Consider the following 17759-nt stretch of genomic DNA (forward strand, 5'->3'; position numbering starts at 1 on the left):
CGCGGAAAAGAATAGTGGATTACGATGCCAAACGAAAACAGCGACCCCGTTTTTCAATTAATAAAGTCCCTCACCCGCACCGAAAAGCGGCACTTCCGCCTGTTTGCCAACCGCCAGGGTTCCACCGAAGGCCTGAAGTTCTTGCAGCTTTTCGACGCCTTCGACGCGGCTACCAACTACAACGAGGAGCGGGTGCTGACGCAGGTGCCCGCCATTAAGAAAGTGCAGCTGGCCAACCTCAAGGCCAATCTGTATCGGCAGCTGCTGGCCAGCCTGCGCATGTACCACGCCGGCCAAAACCTCGATATTCAGCTGCGCGAGCAGCTCGACTACGCCCGCGTGCTCTACAACCGTGGCCTCTACCAGCAGAGCCTGCGCATGCTGGAGCGCCTGAAAATTGCCGCCCAGCAGGTAGGCATGAGCCACATTGCCCTGCAAGCCCTCGATTTTGAGAAGCTCATCGAAGCCCAATACATCACCCGCAGCCTACGCGGCCGGGCCGAAGAACTCTCCACCGAAGCCCTCACACTGGTTGGCCACGTGAGCCAACAGCACGTGCTCTCGAACCTGGCGCTACGCATGTACGGCTTCTACTTGCAAATTGGCCACGCCCGTAACCAAACCGATTTTGAGCACCTGACCACGTTTTTTCAATCGGCACTGGCGAATGTGGACATGCGCGGTGCTGACTTTTTTGAGCGGCTCTACTACTATCAGGCCCATGTGTGGTACTACACCATCACCCAAAACTTCCTCTCCTGCTACCGCTACGCGCAGAAATGGGTTGACTTATTCGAAACCCACCCGGCTATCCGCGAGCAGCAAACCATGCTCTACCTCAAAGGCCTGCACAACCTGCTGATATCGTCTTACAACCTGCTTTATTACAGCAAATTTACCAAAGTGTTGGCTACTCTTGAAGCGTTTGCCGACAACCCCGGCCGGCGCTCCAACCCGAACATCGAGATGCTGCTGTTTCTGTACATCTATACCAACCGGATTAACGCACACTTCATGCGCGGCAGCTTCACCAAAGGCCTGGCCATCATCCCACCCCTGCTCGCCAACCTCACGCAGTTTCAACAGCAGCTCGACCCGCACCGCCTTATGGTGTTTTATTATAAAATTGCCAGCCTGTACTTCGGCAGTGGCGAGTTCAACAAGGCCATTGAATACCTGACCAAAATCATTCAGTTTCGAGAAAGCGCGCTGCGCGAGGACATTCAGTGCTTTGCCCGCATCCTGAATTTGATTGCGCACTATGAGGCCGGACGCGATGAGAGCCTTGATTATCAGGTAAAGTCCGTGTACCGCTTCTTGGGCAAGATGAACGACCAGCAGCAGATGCAAGTCGCCATTTTCCAGTTCCTACGCACGCTCGGCGACATGAACCCGCGTGAGCTGAAAAACGCCTTCATCCAACTGAAAGACCAGCTGACGGCCATCGCCGCCAATCCGTTTGAGCGGCGACCGTTTATGTACCTAGACATTGTTTCCTGGCTCGAAAGCAAGATTGAAAACCGGCCGGTACAGGAAATCATGCAGCGTAAGTCGGCTCTCTTGAAGTAGCGGCCAGGTCAAGGGAGCAATACCTGATAGAGCATCTAACGAACCGTGGGTTTCGGCATTTGATGCCGTAAGTAAATTCAACACAACCACTTGATTTGCAATTATTCTGTCGCCAATTTCAGAACTTAGAAATAGTAATTCGGGGCAGAATAAGTTTTTGGCAGAGCAGGCCGGGCAGAAATTGCAAAAGGTCCCCGGCCACCTGCTGTATTAATGTAATTCAATGTTAACTGCTTGATAAATGCCGGTTTATTCTGCTTAGCACCTATTTCTCCTGATGCAACCTACCTCCCCCGCTCCCGGCCTATACCGGCCTGAATTTGAGCACGATGCCTGCGGGACTGGTTTCATTACCTACCTCAACGGCCGCAAAACGCACGGCATCATCGGCGACGCGCTCACCATGCTCGAAAACATGGAGCACCGCGGCGCTTGCGGCTGCGATGCCGACTCCGGCGATGGGGCCGGCCTGCTGCTGCAAGTGCCCCATTGGTTTTTTCTGGAAGAGTGCACCAGCCTGAGCATCCGCCTGCCCGAGCCAGGCGCCTACGGTGTGGGCATGATGGCGGTGCCCAAAGACGAGACCACCCGCGCCGCCTGCCACCAGCGCATCGAAGCGGCGGCGGGGCAGCTCGGCCTGCCCGTGCTGGGCTACCGGCCCGTACCGGTGAACCCGACCGGCATTGGCCCCACGGCCCTGGCGGGCGAGCCGGCCATGGAACAGGTGTTCGTGGGTCGTCCCGTCGGCATCACGCAGCCCGATGACTTTGAGCGCAAGCTGTACGTGCTGCGGCGGCTCATCGAGAAAACTGTGGTCGACGAGGTAGGCGCGGCAGCCGCGGACTTTTACTTCGCCTCCTTTTCCTGCAAAGTCATCGTGTACAAAGGCCAGCTGACTACCTATCAGGTGCGTGGCTACTTCCCCGATTTGAGCGACGAGCGGGTCACTTCGGCCTTCGGCATGGTGCATTCGCGGTTTTCAACCAACACCTTTCCGAGTTGGAAGCTGGCCCAGCCTTTCCGGCTGCTAGCACACAATGGCGAGATCAACACGCTGCGGGGCAACCTGAACTGGTTTTACGCTGGCTTGCGCAACTACGTATCGCCCTACTTCTCGGCCGAGGAAATGGACATCCTTCTGCCCGTTATTAACAGCAACCAGTCGGACTCGGCCTGCCTGGATAACATCGTGGAGATTCTGCTGCACTCGGGCCGCTCGCTGCCCCATGTGATGATGATGCTGGTGCCCGAAGCCTGGGACGGCAATACTTTGATGGACCCGCTGAAAAAGGCTTTCTACGAGTTTCACGCCACATTTATGGAGCCCTGGGATGGCCCGGCGGCCTTGCTTTTCACCGATGGCCGCATGATAGGCGCCATGCTCGACCGCAACGGCCTACGCCCCCTACGCTACGTAGAAACCGAGGACGGCCGCGTGCTGGTGGCCTCCGAGGCCGGCGTGCTGCCCATCGCTCAAAGCATCGTGGTGCAGAAAGGGCGCCTGCAGCCCGGCAAGATGCTGCTCGTTGACACTGTGGCCGGCCGCATCATTGCCGACGATGAGTTGAAGGCCCACGCCGCCGGCCGGCAGCCCTACGGCGAGTGGCTGAACGAGTACCAGATTCGGTTGGAAGAACTGCCCGAACCGCGCCAGGTATTCACTGATTTAGCAGCTGACTCGGTGTTCAAATACCACCAGGTGTTCGGCTACACCCGCGAAGACATCGACGCGCTCATCACCCCAATGGCGCTGGAGGGCAAGGAGCCCATTGGCTCGATGGGCGTGGACGTGCCGCTGGCCGTGCTTTCCGACCAGCCTCAGCACCTGAGCAGCTACTTTAAGCAGTTTTTTGCCCAGGTGACCAACCCGCCCATCGACCCCATCCGGGAGCGACTGGTGATGAGCCTGGCCACCTTTTTGGGCAACAACGGTAACATTCTGGATGAGGACAAGCACCATTGCCACTGCGTGGCACTGCGCCAGCCCATTCTCTCCAACCATGAGCTGGAGAAGCTACGCAGCATCGACACGGGCATGTTCAATGCTAAGACGCTGCAAACCTATTTCCGGGCCGACTGCCGGCCGGGCTCGCTGCAAAACGGCCTGGCCCGCCTCTGCCGCTACGCCGAGGACGCCGTGCACGACGGCTTTGAGGTGCTGATTTTGTCGGACCGCGCCGTGGACTCCGAACACGCGCCCATTCCATCGCTGCTGGCCGTGTCGGCCGTGCATCACCATCTCATCAAGCTAGGGTACCGGGGCTCGGTGGGCCTGGTGGTGGAGGCTGGCGACGTGTGGGAAGTGCACCACTTCGCCTGCCTGCTGGCCTTTGGGGGCACGGCCATCAACCCCTACCTAGCGCTGTCCACCATTCGGACCATGCACGAGGCCCGGCAGTTTGCCACCGGCCACGACCATGCGCAGCTGACCAACAACTACATCAAGGCGGTGTGCGACGGGCTGCTGAAGATTTTCTCGAAGATGGGCATCTCCACTCTGCAATCGTACCATGGCGCGCAGGTGTTCGAGATTCTGGGGCTGAACCAAGATGTGGTGGACCAGTATTTCTGCGGCGCCGTAACCCGCATTGGTGGGCTAGGGCTGGATGAAATAGCCCGCGAAACGCTCTACAAGCACTTCCAGGGCTTCCGAAGCACAACGCCCGAGGAGCAAACCCTGCTGCCCGACGGCGGCGTGTACCACTGGCGTCGCCGGGGCGAGGCGCACGTGTTCAACCCCGAAACCGTGCACCTGCTGCAGCTTGCTACCCGCACCAACAACTACGCCACCTACCAGCGCTACGCCCGCCTGGTGAATGAGCCGCCGGAACGCCTCTTCTCGCTGCGGGGGCTGCTCGATTTTGCCCGCCACCGTGAGGCCATTCCGCTGGAAGAAGTGGAGCCGGCCGTGGCCATCATGCGGCGCTTCGCCACCGGGGCCATGTCGTTCGGCTCCATTTCGCACGAGGCCCACAGCACCTTGGCCATCGCCATGAACCGCATTGGCGGCAAGAGCAATACCGGCGAGGGCGGCGAGGACCCGCTGCGCTACGAGAAGCTGGCAAACGGCGACTCCATGCGTTCGGCCATCAAGCAGGTAGCTTCGGCCCGCTTCGGCGTGACGGCCCACTACCTCACCAACGCCGACGAGCTGCAAATCAAGATGGCTCAGGGCGCCAAGCCCGGCGAGGGCGGCCAGCTCCCCGGCCACAAAGTCGACGCCTGGATTGCCAAGGTGCGCCACGCCACGCCCGGCGTGGGCCTAATTTCGCCGCCCCCGCACCACGACATCTACTCCATCGAAGACCTGGCCCAGCTCATCTTCGACCTGAAAAACGCCAACCGCGCCGCCCGCATCAACGTGAAGCTGGTGAGCAAGGCGGGCGTGGGTACCATCGCGGCGGGTGTGGCCAAGGCCCACGCCGATGTCATCCTCATTGCCGGCTACGACGGCGGCACCGGCGCCTCGCCCATCAGTTCCATCAAGCACGCCGGGCTGCCCTGGGAGCTGGGACTGGCCGAGGCCCACCAAACCCTGGTGCGCAATCAGCTCCGCAGCCGCGTGGTGCTGCAAGCCGACGGCCAGCTCAAAACCGGCCGCGACTTGGCCGTGGCGGCGCTGCTGGGGGCCGAAGAATGGGGCGTAGCCACGGCGGCGCTGGTGGCCGGCGGCTGCGTGATGATGCGCAAATGCCACCTCAACACCTGTCCCGTGGGCGTGGCCACCCAAGACCCCGAACTGCGCAAGCTCTTCAGCGGCCAGCCCGAGCACATCGTCAACCTATTTCGCTTCCTGGCCGAGGAGCTGCGCGAAATCATGGCCGCGCTGGGTTTTCGAACGGTGAACGAGATGGTGGGCCGCCCGGAATTCCTGAAGGTGCGCGAAAACCTCACCCACTGGAAAGCCCGCCATTTAGACCTCTCCGGCATTCTGCACCCGGCTGCCAACAGTTCTGGCGGCACTCTCTACCACAGCGAAGACCAAGACCACGGCCTGGCCAACGTGCTGGACTGGCAGCTGCTCGAGCACGCCCAACCGGCTCTGAACGAGCGGACGCCCGTTTTTGCCTCTTTTGAAGTGCACAACACCGACCGCACCATCGGCACGCTGCTTTCGAATGAGATTGCCAAGCGCTACCACGCCGCCGGCCTGCCCGACGACACCATTAACTTCCGCTTCCGCGGTTCGGCGGGGCAGAGCTTTGGCGCCTTCAGCGTGAAGGGCCTGTCTTTTTCGCTGGAAGGTGAGGCCAATGACTACGTGGGCAAGGGTCTGTCGGGAGCGCATCTGGCCATTTTCCCGTCGGCAGATGCCTGCTTCGTGCCCGAGCAGAACATCATCATCGGCAACGTGGCGCTGTACGGCGCCACCTCCGGCGAGCTGTTCGTACGCGGGCAGGCCGGCGAGCGGTTCGCGGTGCGCAACTCCGGCGCCACGGCCGTGGTGGAAGGCGTGGGTGACCACGGCTGCGAGTACATGACCGGCGGCCGGGCCCTCATCCTGGGCAGCACGGGCCGCAACTTCGCCGCCGGCATGAGCGGCGGCACTGCTTGGGTGTACGACCCCGACGGCACCTTCCCCGCCAACTGCAACCCCGAAATGGTGGAGCTCGACCCGCTCGACGCCGACGACGAAGACCAGATTCAGGCCCTACTGCGCAAACACGTGCAACTCACCGGCAGCCAAGTAGCCGCATTTCTTTTAGGAAACTGGTCGGAGGAAGCCGGCCGCTTCGTGAAAGTGTTTCCGAGCGAATACAAAAAGGTGCTGCAAAAAGCGCGGTATGCCACGGTGGAGTAACAAAACGTCATGTTGTCAGGCCGTCATGCAGAGCGCAGCGAAGCATCTCGCGTGGGGGAGTAATCTAATCGAAAGGACGATCCAATCGGGAGGACGATGCGAGCGAGATGCTTCGTTCTGCATGACAGGCTGGAATGACGTTCTTTATATAATCAGAATCAACCATCCCCCCTACCGCATGTACGTCTATATGCTCACCAATCCCACCCGAGCAGTTCTTTACATTGGCGTAACGAATAATTTGACCCGCCGACTGGCAGAACACGCCGACAACTTAGGCAACCCCAATAAATTCACGGGCCGCTACCAAATCAACCTGCTCGTTTACTTTGAAACTCAAACCTCCCCAGCTCAAGCCATTGCCCGCGAAAAAGAGTTGAAGGGCGGGAGCCGCGCAAAAAAAGAAGTCCTGATTGCCAAGTTCAATCCCACGTGGGCAGCCATTGATTTGGAGACTTGGGCTGGTGAGCCCAAAGAAAGTTGAATAACAAGCGACGTAAGAACGTCATGCGGGGCGACCGAAGGTCGGCGGAGCCAAACATTTCGCTCGCATCATCCTCCCGATTGAATCGTCCTTTCGATTGGATTACTCCCCCACGCGAGATGCTTCGCTGCGCTCTGCATGACGGCCTGACAACATGACGTTCCAGTAAACAACGAAAACATGGCCAACCCTACCGGCTTCAAAGAATACCCGCGCGAGCTGCCGCCCAAGACTGCGCCGCAGGAACGCGTGGCACACAACCACGAGTTCGTCGGCACTTATTCCGAAGGGCAACTGACCCAGCAGGCGGCCCGCTGCATGGACTGCGGCATACCGTTTTGCCACGCAGGCTGCCCGCTGGGCAACATCATTCCCGAATTCAACGACGCCGTGCACGCGCAGGATTGGGCGGCGGCCTATCAGATTCTGTCCTCGACCAATAATTTCCCGGAGTTCACGGGTCGCATCTGCCCGGCGCCGTGCGAGGCGGCCTGCGTGCTCAGCATCCACAGCGCCCCGGTGGCCATCGAGGAAATCGAGAAGCACATTATTGAAATCGCCTTCGCCAAAGGCTATGTGCAGCCTACGGCACCGGTCCTAAAATCGGGCAAAACGGTGGCGGTGGTGGGTTCCGGGCCGGCGGGCTTGGCGGCGGCGGCGCAGCTGGCAAAGGCCGGCCACGGCGTCACCGTGTTTGAGCGCGACGACCGGCCCGGGGGGCTACTCCGCTACGGCATCCCCGATTTCAAACTGGATAAGTGGGTGATTGACCGCCGCATTGACTTGTTGAAGGAGGATGGCGTAGTCTTCCGCTGCAACACTGAGATTGGGCACGACTTATCCGGCGCCGACCTTATGCGCAGTTTCGATGCCGTGGTGCTGGCTGGCGGGGCCAGCGTGCCGCGCGATCTGCCCATTCCCGGCCGTGAACTACCGGGCATTCACTTCGCCATGGACTACCTTACCCAGCACAACCGCCGGGTGAGTGAGCTAGACATTGCGGAAGCAGAGCTGGTCGTCACCGACCAGGACGTGGTCGTTATCGGCAGCGGCGACACGGGCTCCGACTGCGTGGGCACGGCTAACCGCCAGCGGGCGCGGTCCGTCACCCAATTCGCCCTGATGAGCCAGCCCGGCACCGAGCGCCCTGCCCACACGCCCTGGCCCGCCGAGCCGCATGTGTTTCGCAGCAGCACCTCCCACGAAGAAGGCTGCCAGCGCTACTGGGGCATCAACACCAAAGCCTTTCTGGCTGACGAAACCGGTCAGCTCCGCGCCCTGCTCGTGAGCGACGTAACCTGGGAAACCGACGTGCTGGGCCGCCGCCTTCGCTTCGAGGAAGTGCCCGACTCGGACCGCGAAATCCCTTGCCAGCGCGTGCTCCTGGCCCTGGGTTTCCGCGGCCCTCGCGCGGATGGGCTCTTGGCGCAACTAGACGTGGAGCTGGATGAGAACGGCAACGTGCGGGCCAGCGAAACCGCTTATCAAACCAATCAGCCCAAGGTTTTTGTGGCCGGCGACATGCGGCGGGGACAGTCGCTGGTGGTCTGGGCCATTTCGGAGGGGCGCGAGGCAGCCCGGCAGGTGGATGTGTTTCTGACGGGGAAGACCGCGCTGCCAAGCAAAAATGCGGTGGGAATGCTGGGATGAGGCCTAGAAAATATCGGGATTAGGCAGGAACGAGTGGAAGAGAGTTGGCCTTAGTTAAAAGTTTGATCCAAAAGTTAAACGGGCAGCCGCACTGCCACAGGGGAAAAGCCGATAGGCTGTATTGAGCAACAAAAGATAAAGCGCGTTACTACGATACGTTGCCTGTGTGCTAACACTATTTTCCTTTTGCTATTCTCAGACGGTATTTTCAGCCCTCTTCCTTAACGTGCTATATTCTCCACTTTCTGAGAGCACACCTGATTTGTTCAAAAACACCCATCAATGGGGGTCGAAGGAAGCCGGAATAGGCGTTGTCTGGCGTTCCCGGTCAAAGGTCCACGATACTATCCACCACCGGCCATCTTCAAAGTATAGTTGCACGCTGTTGATGCCTCTGCGAACCACCGGTCCATCTTTTATTAGCCGAGTTTCATAGGTGCTCCATACATGGGCGATGTTGCCAAAGACCCGCACTTCCCGGTTGATCTCGTTTTCATAGAAAGCGGTGGTTAATATCATGTTATCAGTCTGCTTATGGAAGTCTTTTAACGACATCGTACTCTGCCGCGTTTGGCCGTTCGTTGTTGCCTTTTGGTAGGAGTAGACGGCATTGGGATTATGAAGCGACGCATCGCGCTCCCATTGCCTAGGAGCACCAGCCTCGCCGGAAACGACTTCGTAGGAAGCTTTCATAATGCCGGCGATAGTAGCTACATCGGCAGATTGCGGAAATTTGGTTTGCGGCTTAATCAGGGTGGGAGTTTGTGCTAAGCAGGTGACCAACGAGAGCCATCCTACGAGCGTTAGGCGAAAAAGAAATGCCATTGCATGTAGTGATAAGAGTGTCTGCAAAGCAAGCTAGGGTGTTGCTAATAGAGAAGTTATTTACGTCAACGGACCTAGCCCTTATGCCGACAGCCCACGGTGTTATGTGCGCCGTTCTATAGCATGCGCTTCGCTAAGCTTGCGGCCAAGCACTGGCGGTAGCTTTTTCCAACCGCTATATCGGCCCCTCCTACCCGCACATGATTGTCCTCCACCGACTCCACGTTCAGCAAATTCACAATACACGAGTTATGAATCCGCATAAATTCTGCTGGTAAGTTATCAATCAGCTTCTTCAAGGTCTTGTAATAAATGTGCTTGTGCCCATCCACCATTAGGATCTGCACATAGTTACCTAGTCCCGTTATGGTAGCTATGTCCAGAAACTTTATTTTAATAATTTTTTTGTCTGCTTTGATGAAAGCAAAGGAAGTGGGGGCATTCATAGGGTTTTGGTCCTGAAATAAGAGTTTGGTATATTAAGTTAAGTAAATCGCCTCCAAATGGGCGGCTACTCGCCAAAATCAGCACGATTGACAACCGCTACCTGCTGTTCCGATTTGCTAACTCGTCTGTGGAAGTGGTTTAAGTAGACAAGCAGGCACGAAATCTCCTTCATCGTTGAGTTCGAACAGGCTGGCTAATGCTGCATGGTAAGTGCTGTAACCTTCGATGAAATAAATCAGCGGTGCGGTATCCAAGAAAACGTTTTACCAGTTAGGTCTTGGCTTACCATTGCCGCTCGTCATCCAGGTAAGCATCAATGACTGCAGTATTACTCCACAACTCACTACCTACCCCAGCCAGCGCCGACAAACGTACGGCCTCATTCGCAGCCGACGCTGGCTTTCTGAGCAATAACACCAGCCGCTGAAGCACCGCTAGCTGTTCCGCTTTTGACAGTTTTCGGGCTTCAGATCGGAAAGGATATTGTTGATGGTGGGCGAAACTTCCATATTAGCTAGTTGATTGAATCATTCGGCGCTGCCAGGGCTTTTGCTGGTAAGCCAAGCGGACTTACTCCTTGCCTAGCCTTTCAATTTGTCCAACGTCGAGTCAATGATTACCGATTGCACCTTACTTAGCGTTTAATTCAGCAGCGGTTTTGAGTTGGTGCTTGGGTAGTTTTTTATGCCACCCAAATATAGAAACCGGGCTTTCAATTGACCAGTTCACCCCGGCCAAGACGTACAGCGGGTCTCCCTGAATATTCACGTCGATGAGCATGCTTGCGTTGCTGAGCAGCTTGCAGCAGTCGGGGTTGGGGTAGTGTCAGCTTGTGAAGGGCGCTGCTACTGGCACAAGTTACGCTGCACCAAACTCGCGCCAGTGCCTACCTCCTACCCTATCACCTTCTGCACCCAGGGCTTCAAACCCGGCACCCGCGCCAGGCGCACGCCCGCGTTCACCAGCCAGGGCTTGTTGCTGAGGAAGCGCATGAGGCGGTAGCTTTTGGCCAGCTTACGGCTGATTTTCTCCGCCACCTGCGCATCGTACTGTTTCATAAATCCGGCGGCAAAATCCTGCTTCTCAAAGCAGGCTAGAACCTGAGCAGCAGCCAGAATACCACTCTGCATTGCCGTATCGATGCCGTGGCCCTGGATGGGGTCGATGAGGGAGGCCGCATCGCCGCAGAGTAGAAACCGCTGACCACTGACGGACACGGTGCGCCCACCACCCAGCGGCAGGCCAAAGCCCTGAATGCCGCCGTGCTGGCGCGCGCTGGCGAAGCGCCCAGCCAGCGCAGGATGCGTGGCCAGCAGTTGGGGCAGCAGCTGTTTCAGGTCCACTTTGTGGCGGGCCACGGTTTCGGAGAGCATGCCCAGGCCCACGTTGTAGAGGCCCCGGCCGACGGGGAAAATCCAGAGGTAGCCTTGCAGGTAGTCCTTGGTGAAAAAGTACTCGGTGAGGCCGGCCTTGGCGCCGGCAATATCTTCGAAATAGGCCCGCACGCCGGCGCAGTGGTGGGCGCGGTCGAGCGGCGCGGGCAGCAGCTGGCGACGCACCACGGAATTGGCCCCATCGCAGCCGATGACCAGCTGGCAAGTGATTTCAGCGCCGGCCGAGGTCGTCAGCCGCACGTGGTCGGCATCAATGCTCAGGGTTTTCAGGCCCGTATTTTCCAGGATTTCCGTGGTAGAGTGGGCCTGCACCAAAGCCAGCAGGGCCGCATCGAAGGTTTCGCGGGGGCTGTTGAAGCTGGGGAGTTTCCAGCGCATCCAGAGGCTGTCGCCGTTGGGGGCCACGAGGCGCGACTGGCGCACGGCATCGAGCGGCTGGAGCTGCCACAGGCCCTCGGCGAAGCTGGGGTCGAGCTGGCGCAGGGCCTTCAGGGCGTGGCCGGGGACGGCGTCGCCGCACACCTTGTCGCGCGGGAATTGGGCTTTATCGAGCAGGGCCACGCGTAGACCACGATGACGCAGGGCCAGGGCACAGGCCGTGCCCGCTGGCCCCGCGCCAATGATGGCTACGTCGTAATTAGCGGAAGAAGGAATGAGCAAGACTAAAGAAACACCACAAGACGCAATACGAAACTAGGGAATACGGGTGTAAGGACATCATTTACCCCCCAAGAAGGAAGTCCGAACCAAAATAAAATGGCCCGGCAGACGTCTGTTAGGCCAAGCACTTTCTCAACTCTCACTCTTCCCCCGATGAATACCCTAACTACCAAATCAATCGATGTTGGCTGCTTACTGGCCGCGGCGGTCTTTATTGCGCATATTGTGGGCAACCTGGCCTTGAGCCGGCCCAGCGGAGGGCTGCAAGTACGCGTGGAAAAGCTAAGCTTATTTCCCCCAGCCTGGGTATTCGCCATTTGGCTGGTTATTTGGGGCCTACAGGCCGTGTTATTATTCCAGTCTTATGGCACTGGCTTCTGGACGGTGCCCGTGACGGGGCTATTCCTGCTCGTGTGTCTGGGCAATATTGGCTCCCAGTTGGCCGGGGCCAACAACCTGAGTGGCGCCATCTACCTGGCCTTGCTCGGGAGCATGCTCGTTGGGGCCGTCCTCTTCTGGCAGGTAGGCGGAACGGAGGCCGGGGCAGCACCGGTCTTTGAGGCGGCCGCGCAGCTCTACGTCGGCTGGGCCTCGATAGCGGTGGTGGTGGGGCTGGGCGTGGTGCTGGTGAGCGACCAGCAGCTAGTAGCTGACGCCACTTACTCCCGGGCGGGCCTGGCTTTGCTAGTAGCCGTGCCCGTTGTGCTCTGGGCCCTCTGGAACCAGGGTCTGGCCGATTACCGCGTCGTATCGGCTCCTTACCTACTAGTGCTCCTGGCGCTGACCATCCGGGTAGTGGGAGAAGGTGGCAACTTCCTCCGCAGCTCTTTTTAAGGCGACCTCATCCAGGAAAGTAGTTATTCCAGTAGCAAAGAAGCCCCGGCCGAGTTGGCCGAGGCTTCTTTGCTACTGGATTAGCTATTACCAAATAAACTCTGCTTTGTTATACATGCTTACCACGTCAATAAGACCATGTATTTCGACTGGATAACGCTTATTCATATCCAGTTCTTTGAGAAGTGGTATCTCGCTCAAAATCGCATTACGTGGAACGATGATGACAAACTTCTTGGTGAACTGTATGATATTACCGTGAATCTTCACTGAAGTTGAATTTTCTGGTGCCAATTCCTCCATGCTTATCCAGCCAGCACCAGCCCGATAAACAATCACAGATGCGCTGGTAACCTTATTCTCAATCCTGTTCGTTCCAGCGATTAATTTTCTGTCTTCTTGCCAAGCGACATTCGCAATAAAGTCGTAATACCCCCAACCGGCGATTCCAGCCATTCGGAACCGGAAATCGAAACTTCGGTCAAAACCGCTTTTCGTTTGGTAGACTTTTACAAGTTCAGATTCGAGTAGATACATTTTGTGTTTTGGTGAGGTGAAAAGATGGTTGGTTTGGGCTACATTGTTTTTTTGACACTATCCTCATTTGAAAGTGAGTCTACTTTTGCTTGTAAAGCCCTTTCTTGTGCAGGTGTTGAAGTTGGCGAGTCAGGTAAATCAACTCTTTCAACTTTTGGCTTGGGGCTGTAATAAGTGATTAAACTTGGTATGTTTAATACAAACACGGCCAGCAAGATGCCCCCTGCAATGGCAAGTATTAATTTCCAGATTTTCATGTGTTATTGGGTAGGAGTGTGAAGATTTGCAACAACGTATGAATAACAACCCACGCACGCACTATGCCCATACGGTGAAGCAGCGTTTACTACTTCATCATATGGGCATAGTGCGTGGGTAAAGGTCGGTCTACGCTGGCAGCGCATCATGCCGGGCCATCACCTGCTGGCGGCAGTCCTGGAGGCCCAGGAGCTGGCGCTGAGCCCCGTCCAGCTCGCGCTGCCGGCGAAACAGACCCCGGCTGCCTTGGCTCAGCTGGTCGTCCTGGAGCTTTTCGCGGTCGCGCTTGAGGGCGCGCAGGCGGATTTCCTCCTTGGTGCGCACCTCCCCGATGGGCAGGCCGGCCACGCGGGTTTCGAGGGGAGCAATCTGGTCGTTGAGCGAACTGATGTCGGCTGCATCCTCCGTGGCGGCATTGGTTTGCAAAGTACTCGACCGGGTGAGCGCCGTGATGCGAAACTGCACGCGTTCGATATCCTCATCGATATCGTCGCGCACGATGAGGCACTCGGCGCGGGTGTTCAACAGGTTAACAGGGTAGTCCATCGGGGTAAAACAATGAAGTGAAAAAAAGTGAATGAGGCAGCAAGGTAAGCAGAATAGACGCGCTCATCCAATTTTATTCTATTTTATTACTATAAAGTTAAGCCGGAGTATCGGTCAGGTACGCTTCCAGCCAGGCAGCTTCGCACTGCCAGCCGTGCTGCCGGGCGGCGAGCAGCGCCTCGGCCGCCTCGGCGGGGCCCAGCTCATCGGCGGCGGCTTCGAGCAACCGGGCCAGCCAGCGGCGGCGCAGGGCTACCGGGCTGTGGGCGGGCTCGGCGGCGGCATCGGGCAGAGCCGGGGGCAGGGCAGCCCGTAGCAGGGGGCCGGCGGCCAGGCGGGCCCGCAGCACCCCCAGGCGGGCCTGCTGCGCGGCCCGCTGCCAGTGCAGGCGCTGGGCCTGGTAGCGGCATTCGGCCAGGCGGGCCAGCAGAGGGGCCGGCCCGGCCGGTGGCGGGCCGGCATCGGCCGGACTAGGGGTAAGTGGCGTCTCCGCCTCAGCCGGCAGGGTTAGGGCCGTGAGCCAGGGCAGCAGCAAGGGCACGGCGTGCATCGGGAGGGGGTCGTAGCCGATTTCAACGCGAGATAGTTGCGACAGACTCAGACCAAGCCAGGTGGCCAGCTCCCGCTGGCGGAGGTCGAAGCGGGTGCGCACCTCGCGTAGGCTGGGGACGTAGCTCATAGAGAAGGGGGGTCGATGGGCGTCTAGTAAATTCAGAGGAGATTAACTATTTTACTAGACGGGGGACTTTCTAGTAATTTTTGCAAGGACCACAAATTTTACTAGAAAGCCACCTGTCTAGTAAAACTCGTGGCTGGTCCAAAATTTACTAGACGGGGCCTACCCTACTCCGATTGAACCACGCCTTCGGAAGTGCCAGGCAGAAGGCCGGGCCGCAACCCACATTACCGGGCAGACCGTAGTTTTGCAGTGGTTGCCCTACTGGTGGGGAGGCCATTTGCGAAGTGTAATGCATGATTTTGAGGTAAAAACCCTGGCCCTACTCGGCTCCACGGGCTCCATTGGCACGCAGACACTGGAGGTGGTGCGGCAGCAGCCGGGCCGGTTCCGAATGGCCGTGCTCAGCGCGCAGCGGCAGTGGGAGCTACTGGCGCGGCAAGCCCAGGAGTTTCGGCCGGCCGTGGTGGTCATTGGCGACGACAGCCTGTATCAGCCCCTGAAAGCCGCGCTGGCCCAGCAGCCCGAAACGCAGGTGCTGGCCGGTACCGCGGCCCTGGCCGAAGTCGTCACCCGGCCCGAGGTCGACATCGTGCTCACGGCCCTGATGGGCTACGCCGGCCTGCTGCCCACAGTGGCCGCCATCGGCGCCGGCAAGGACATTGCTCTTGCCAACAAGGAAACCCTGGTGGTGGCCGGGGAGCTGATTACCGGCCTCGTGCGGCAGCACCAAGTGCGCCTGCTGCCCGTCGACTCGGAGCATTCCGCCATCTTCCAGTGCCTGGTGGGCGAAGCGCAGAACCCCATCGAGAAAATCATTCTCACGGCCTCGGGTGGTCCGTTCCGCGGCCGCTCGGCCCAGCAGATGGAGGCCGTGACCAAGGCCCAGGCCCTGAAACATCCCAACTGGGACATGGGCGCCAAAATCACCATCGACTCGGCCTCGCTCATGAACAAGGGCCTGGAAGTGATTGAGGCCAAATGGCTGTTTGGCCTCCGCAACGACCAGATTGACGTGGTGGTACACCCCCAAAGCATCGTGCATTCGCTGGTGCAGTTCGAGGATGGCTCCCTGAAAGCCCAGCTGGGCCTGCCCGACATGAAGCTGCCCATTCAATACGCCCTGGGCTACCCGCAGCGGCTGGCCAACACCTTCCCGCGCTTCTCCTTTCTCGATTACCCCACCCTGACCTTTGAGGCCCCCGACCGGGTCGCGTTTCCCAACCTGGAGCTGGCTTTCGGAGCTATGCGCCGGGGCGGCAACGCGCCCTGCGTGCTCAACGCCGCCAACGAAGTGGCCGTGGCCGCCTTCCTGCGCGAGCAGGTGGGCTTTCGGCAGATGTCGGACCTGGTGGCGGGGTGCCTGGCGCGGGTTTCGTACCTTGCAGAGCCATTGCTGGCCGACCTTGTGGCGACCGATGCGGAAACGCGCCTGGTTGCTGCGGAACTAATTAAGAATTAAAAATTATGAGTTACGAGTTCGAGCCAAGGTGCGCAACCGCGCTTGCTGCTCTTTCATTCTGATTCATGATTGCCAATTTTTAATTCATAATTTTTAATTCATAATTCAAATTACCCTTGGCTATCCTCACCATGATTGGTCAGCTTGTGCTGGCCCTCTCCATCCTTGTTGGCTTGCACGAATTTGGCCATTTTGCCTTCGCTAAGCTCTTTAAAATCCGGGTCGATAAATTTTACATCTTCTTCGACTTCCTATTCCCCATGCCGGGGGTGCTGAACTTCGCCCTCCTGAAAAAGAAGATTGGCGAGACGGAATACGGCATTGGCTGGTTCCCGCTGGGCGGCTACGTGCAGATTCATGGCATGATTGACGAGACCCAGGACGCCTCCACCCTAGCCGGCGAGCCGCAGCCCGACGAGTTTCGGGGCAAGCCGGCCTGGCAGCGCCTGCTGGTTATGCTCGGCGGCATTATCATGAACGTGCTTCTCGGCATCGCCATTTTCGCGGCCATGACCTATCATTACGGCGAGACTTATCTGCCGGCCTCGGAGGCCCGCTACGGCATTCTGCCCAACGGCTTGGGCCGCGAAATCGGCTTCCGCGCGGGTGACAAAATCGTAAAAATCAACGGCCGGCCCTTCACCGAGTTCGACGACGTGTATAAGCCCGAGGTCATCATGGGTGACAACTCGTACTACACCGTGGAGCGCAACGGACAGTTGGAAGACATCAAAATCCCCAAAAACTTCCTCGATAAATTTGGCAAGCAAAGCGCTGATAGCCTGCTGGTGCGCCCTCGCGAAACATTCGCCGTGGAGCGGGTAGTACCCGGGGGCAACGCCGCCAAAGCCGGCCTGCAAGCGGGCGACGTCATCACGAACGTGGCCGGCCGGCCCGTGCAATTCTTCGACGAGCTGCAAGCCGCCCTACTGGCTAATAAGACCAAGAAGGTGCCGGTGGTGGTGCAGCGCAATGGCCAGCCCCAAGTCCTGAACATCGCCGTCGATGGCGCCGGTCACATCGGATTCGAGCGTAAATCGACACTGCATCTGGCCACCCGGCACTACTCCCTGGCCGAGGCTATTCCGCAAGGGGTGAGCAAGGCGTTTGGGGTAATCGGGCTGCAAGCGCGTGCTTTCGCCAAGATTGGCCGGGGCGAGCTTTCGGCTTCCGAAAGCCTGGGTGGTCCCGTTGAGATTGCCCAGCAGTTTGGCGGCACTTGGGACTGGCCGCATTTCTGGGGCTTGGCGGGCGGCCTGAGCATGGTGCTGGCCTTCATGAACCTGCTCCCGATTCCGGCCCTCGATGGCGGCCACGTCGTGTTTCTGCTTTATGAAATGATTCTGCGCCGCAAGCCATCCGACAAGTTTCTGGAAGGCGCGCAGCGCGTGGGCACCGTGCTGATTCTAGCCCTGATGTTCTACGTCATCGTCTTCAAACAGGTAATGAAGCTGTTTCACTAGCAGGTGAAGTAGCCGGATAAAAAGAACGTCCTACCGCGCAACATCTCGCTCAGCATCGTGAATCACCACGCCGGGCGAGATGTTGCGCGGTGGGACGTTTTGGCGTGTCTGTTTATTATTCCCAGCGTACGTGCACTTCACCATCCGTCATTC

15 protein-coding genes are annotated in these 17759 nt (G+C 58.5%); 7 read left to right on the plus strand and 8 right to left on the minus strand.

The features are described 5' to 3' along the window. Positions 1–24: 24 nt before the first annotated feature. The 4 genes from WX88_RS11550 (at position 25) to WX88_RS11565 (ending at position 8504) form a co-directional block, all read left to right on the plus strand. Positions 25–1569, plus strand: a complete 1545-nt coding sequence (locus WX88_RS11550; protein WP_046244536.1) for a hypothetical protein — start codon at positions 25–27, stop codon at positions 1567–1569. A 277-nt stretch (positions 1570–1846) separates the two neighbouring features. Continuing rightward, positions 1847–6370, plus strand: a complete 4524-nt coding sequence (gltB, locus tag WX88_RS11555; protein ID WP_046244537.1) for a glutamate synthase large subunit — start codon at positions 1847–1849, stop codon at positions 6368–6370. Positions 6371–6548: 178 nt separating this feature from the next. Beyond that, positions 6549–6854: a GIY-YIG nuclease family protein gene (locus WX88_RS11560; RefSeq protein ID WP_046244538.1), complete on the plus strand. Its 306-nt coding sequence runs from the start codon at positions 6549–6551 to the stop codon at positions 6852–6854. A 180-nt stretch (positions 6855–7034) separates the two neighbouring features. Beyond that, on the plus strand, positions 7035–8504 hold the full coding sequence (locus WX88_RS11565) for a glutamate synthase subunit beta (RefSeq protein WP_046244539.1): 1470 nt from the start codon (positions 7035–7037) through the stop codon (positions 8502–8504). Between the two features lie 279 nt (positions 8505–8783). Here WX88_RS11565 and WX88_RS11570 read toward each other — a convergent pair whose 3' ends face one another. The 4 genes from WX88_RS11570 to WX88_RS11580 all read right to left on the minus strand — a co-directional run bounded on the left by WX88_RS11570 (position 8784) and on the right by WX88_RS11580 (position 11830). Continuing rightward, on the minus strand, positions 8784–9329 hold the full coding sequence (locus WX88_RS11570) for a hypothetical protein (RefSeq protein WP_197076758.1): 546 nt from the start codon (positions 9327–9329) through the stop codon (positions 8784–8786). 116 nt (positions 9330–9445) lie between these two features. Beyond that, positions 9446–9775, minus strand: coding sequence for a LytTR family DNA-binding domain-containing protein (locus WX88_RS11575; protein ID WP_046244540.1), 330 nt, complete (start codon positions 9773–9775; stop codon positions 9446–9448). Between the two features lie 631 nt (positions 9776–10406). Then, positions 10407–10556: a hypothetical protein gene (locus WX88_RS31360; RefSeq protein WP_231590682.1), complete on the minus strand. Its 150-nt coding sequence runs from the start codon at positions 10554–10556 to the stop codon at positions 10407–10409. A gap of 113 nt (positions 10557–10669) precedes the next feature. Beyond that, on the minus strand, positions 10670–11830 hold the full coding sequence (locus WX88_RS11580) for an NAD(P)/FAD-dependent oxidoreductase (RefSeq protein ID WP_052732603.1): 1161 nt from the start codon (positions 11828–11830) through the stop codon (positions 10670–10672). A gap of 153 nt (positions 11831–11983) precedes the next feature. Here WX88_RS11580 and WX88_RS11585 point away from each other — a divergent pair, with 153 nt between their 5' ends. After that, the gene (locus WX88_RS11585) at positions 11984–12664 is read left to right on the plus strand and encodes a hypothetical protein (RefSeq protein WP_046244541.1); all 681 of its coding nucleotides are present in this window, start codon (positions 11984–11986) and stop codon (positions 12662–12664) included. 87 nt (positions 12665–12751) lie between these two features. Here WX88_RS11585 and WX88_RS11590 read toward each other — a convergent pair whose 3' ends face one another. From WX88_RS11590 to WX88_RS11600, 4 genes are all read right to left on the minus strand, one after another. Further along, on the minus strand, positions 12752–13201 hold the full coding sequence (locus tag WX88_RS11590) for a hypothetical protein (protein ID WP_046244542.1): 450 nt from the start codon (positions 13199–13201) through the stop codon (positions 12752–12754). A 38-nt stretch (positions 13202–13239) separates the two neighbouring features. Then, positions 13240–13458 carry a hypothetical protein gene (locus WX88_RS30000; RefSeq protein ID WP_156176075.1) on the minus strand — a complete coding sequence of 73 codons (219 nt, stop codon included), beginning with the start codon at positions 13456–13458 and terminating at the stop codon, positions 13240–13242. Between the two features lie 130 nt (positions 13459–13588). Beyond that, a complete protein-coding gene (locus tag WX88_RS11595) occupies positions 13589–14005 on the minus strand; it encodes a hypothetical protein (protein ID WP_046244543.1) in 417 nt (138 codons plus the stop codon). Between the two features lie 97 nt (positions 14006–14102). Continuing rightward, a complete protein-coding gene (locus tag WX88_RS11600; RefSeq protein WP_046244544.1) occupies positions 14103–14684 on the minus strand; it encodes a helix-turn-helix domain-containing protein in 582 nt (193 codons plus the stop codon). Between the two features lie 289 nt (positions 14685–14973). Here WX88_RS11600 and WX88_RS11605 point away from each other — a divergent pair, with 289 nt between their 5' ends. Both WX88_RS11605 and rseP read left to right on the plus strand, forming a co-directional pair. Then, positions 14974–16143: a 1-deoxy-D-xylulose-5-phosphate reductoisomerase gene (locus WX88_RS11605; RefSeq protein ID WP_046244545.1), complete on the plus strand. Its 1170-nt coding sequence runs from the start codon at positions 14974–14976 to the stop codon at positions 16141–16143. 116 nt (positions 16144–16259) lie between these two features. Beyond that, complete coding sequence (gene rseP / locus WX88_RS11610) at positions 16260–17606, plus strand: RIP metalloprotease RseP (protein WP_046244546.1); 1347 nt, start codon at positions 16260–16262, stop codon at positions 17604–17606. Positions 17607–17759 lie beyond the last annotated feature (153 nt).

The organism is Hymenobacter terrenus (assembly GCF_000972495.1).
GTDB classification, from domain to species: Bacteria; Bacteroidota; Bacteroidia; order Cytophagales; family Hymenobacteraceae; genus Hymenobacter; species Hymenobacter terrenus.

Coding starts and splice junctions, on each gene's coding strand:
- WX88_RS11605 (WP_046244545.1), top strand. CDS start 14,974: ATGCATGATTTTGAGGTAAAAACCCTGGCCCTACTCGGCTCCACGGGC.
- WX88_RS11565 (WP_046244539.1), top strand. CDS start 7,035: ATGGCCAACCCTACCGGCTTCAAAGAATACCCGCGCGAGCTGCCGCCC.
- WX88_RS11575 (WP_046244540.1), bottom strand. CDS start 9,775: ATGAATGCCCCCACTTCCTTTGCTTTCATCAAAGCAGACAAAAAAATT.
- WX88_RS31360 (WP_231590682.1), bottom strand. CDS start 10,556: ATGCTCATCGACGTGAATATTCAGGGAGACCCGCTGTACGTCTTGGCC.
- WX88_RS11585 (WP_046244541.1), top strand. CDS start 11,984: ATGAATACCCTAACTACCAAATCAATCGATGTTGGCTGCTTACTGGCC.
- WX88_RS11590 (WP_046244542.1), bottom strand. CDS start 13,201: ATGTATCTACTCGAATCTGAACTTGTAAAAGTCTACCAAACGAAAAGC.
- WX88_RS11600 (WP_046244544.1), bottom strand. CDS start 14,684: ATGAGCTACGTCCCCAGCCTACGCGAGGTGCGCACCCGCTTCGACCTC.
- WX88_RS30000 (WP_156176075.1), bottom strand. CDS start 13,458: ATGAAAATCTGGAAATTAATACTTGCCATTGCAGGGGGCATCTTGCTG.
- WX88_RS11570 (WP_197076758.1), bottom strand. CDS start 9,329: ATGGCATTTCTTTTTCGCCTAACGCTCGTAGGATGGCTCTCGTTGGTC.
- WX88_RS11560 (WP_046244538.1), top strand. CDS start 6,549: ATGTACGTCTATATGCTCACCAATCCCACCCGAGCAGTTCTTTACATT.
- WX88_RS11595 (WP_046244543.1), bottom strand. CDS start 14,005: ATGGACTACCCTGTTAACCTGTTGAACACCCGCGCCGAGTGCCTCATC.
- WX88_RS11550 (WP_046244536.1), top strand. CDS start 25: ATGCCAAACGAAAACAGCGACCCCGTTTTTCAATTAATAAAGTCCCTC.
- gltB (WP_046244537.1), top strand. CDS start 1,847: ATGCAACCTACCTCCCCCGCTCCCGGCCTATACCGGCCTGAATTTGAG.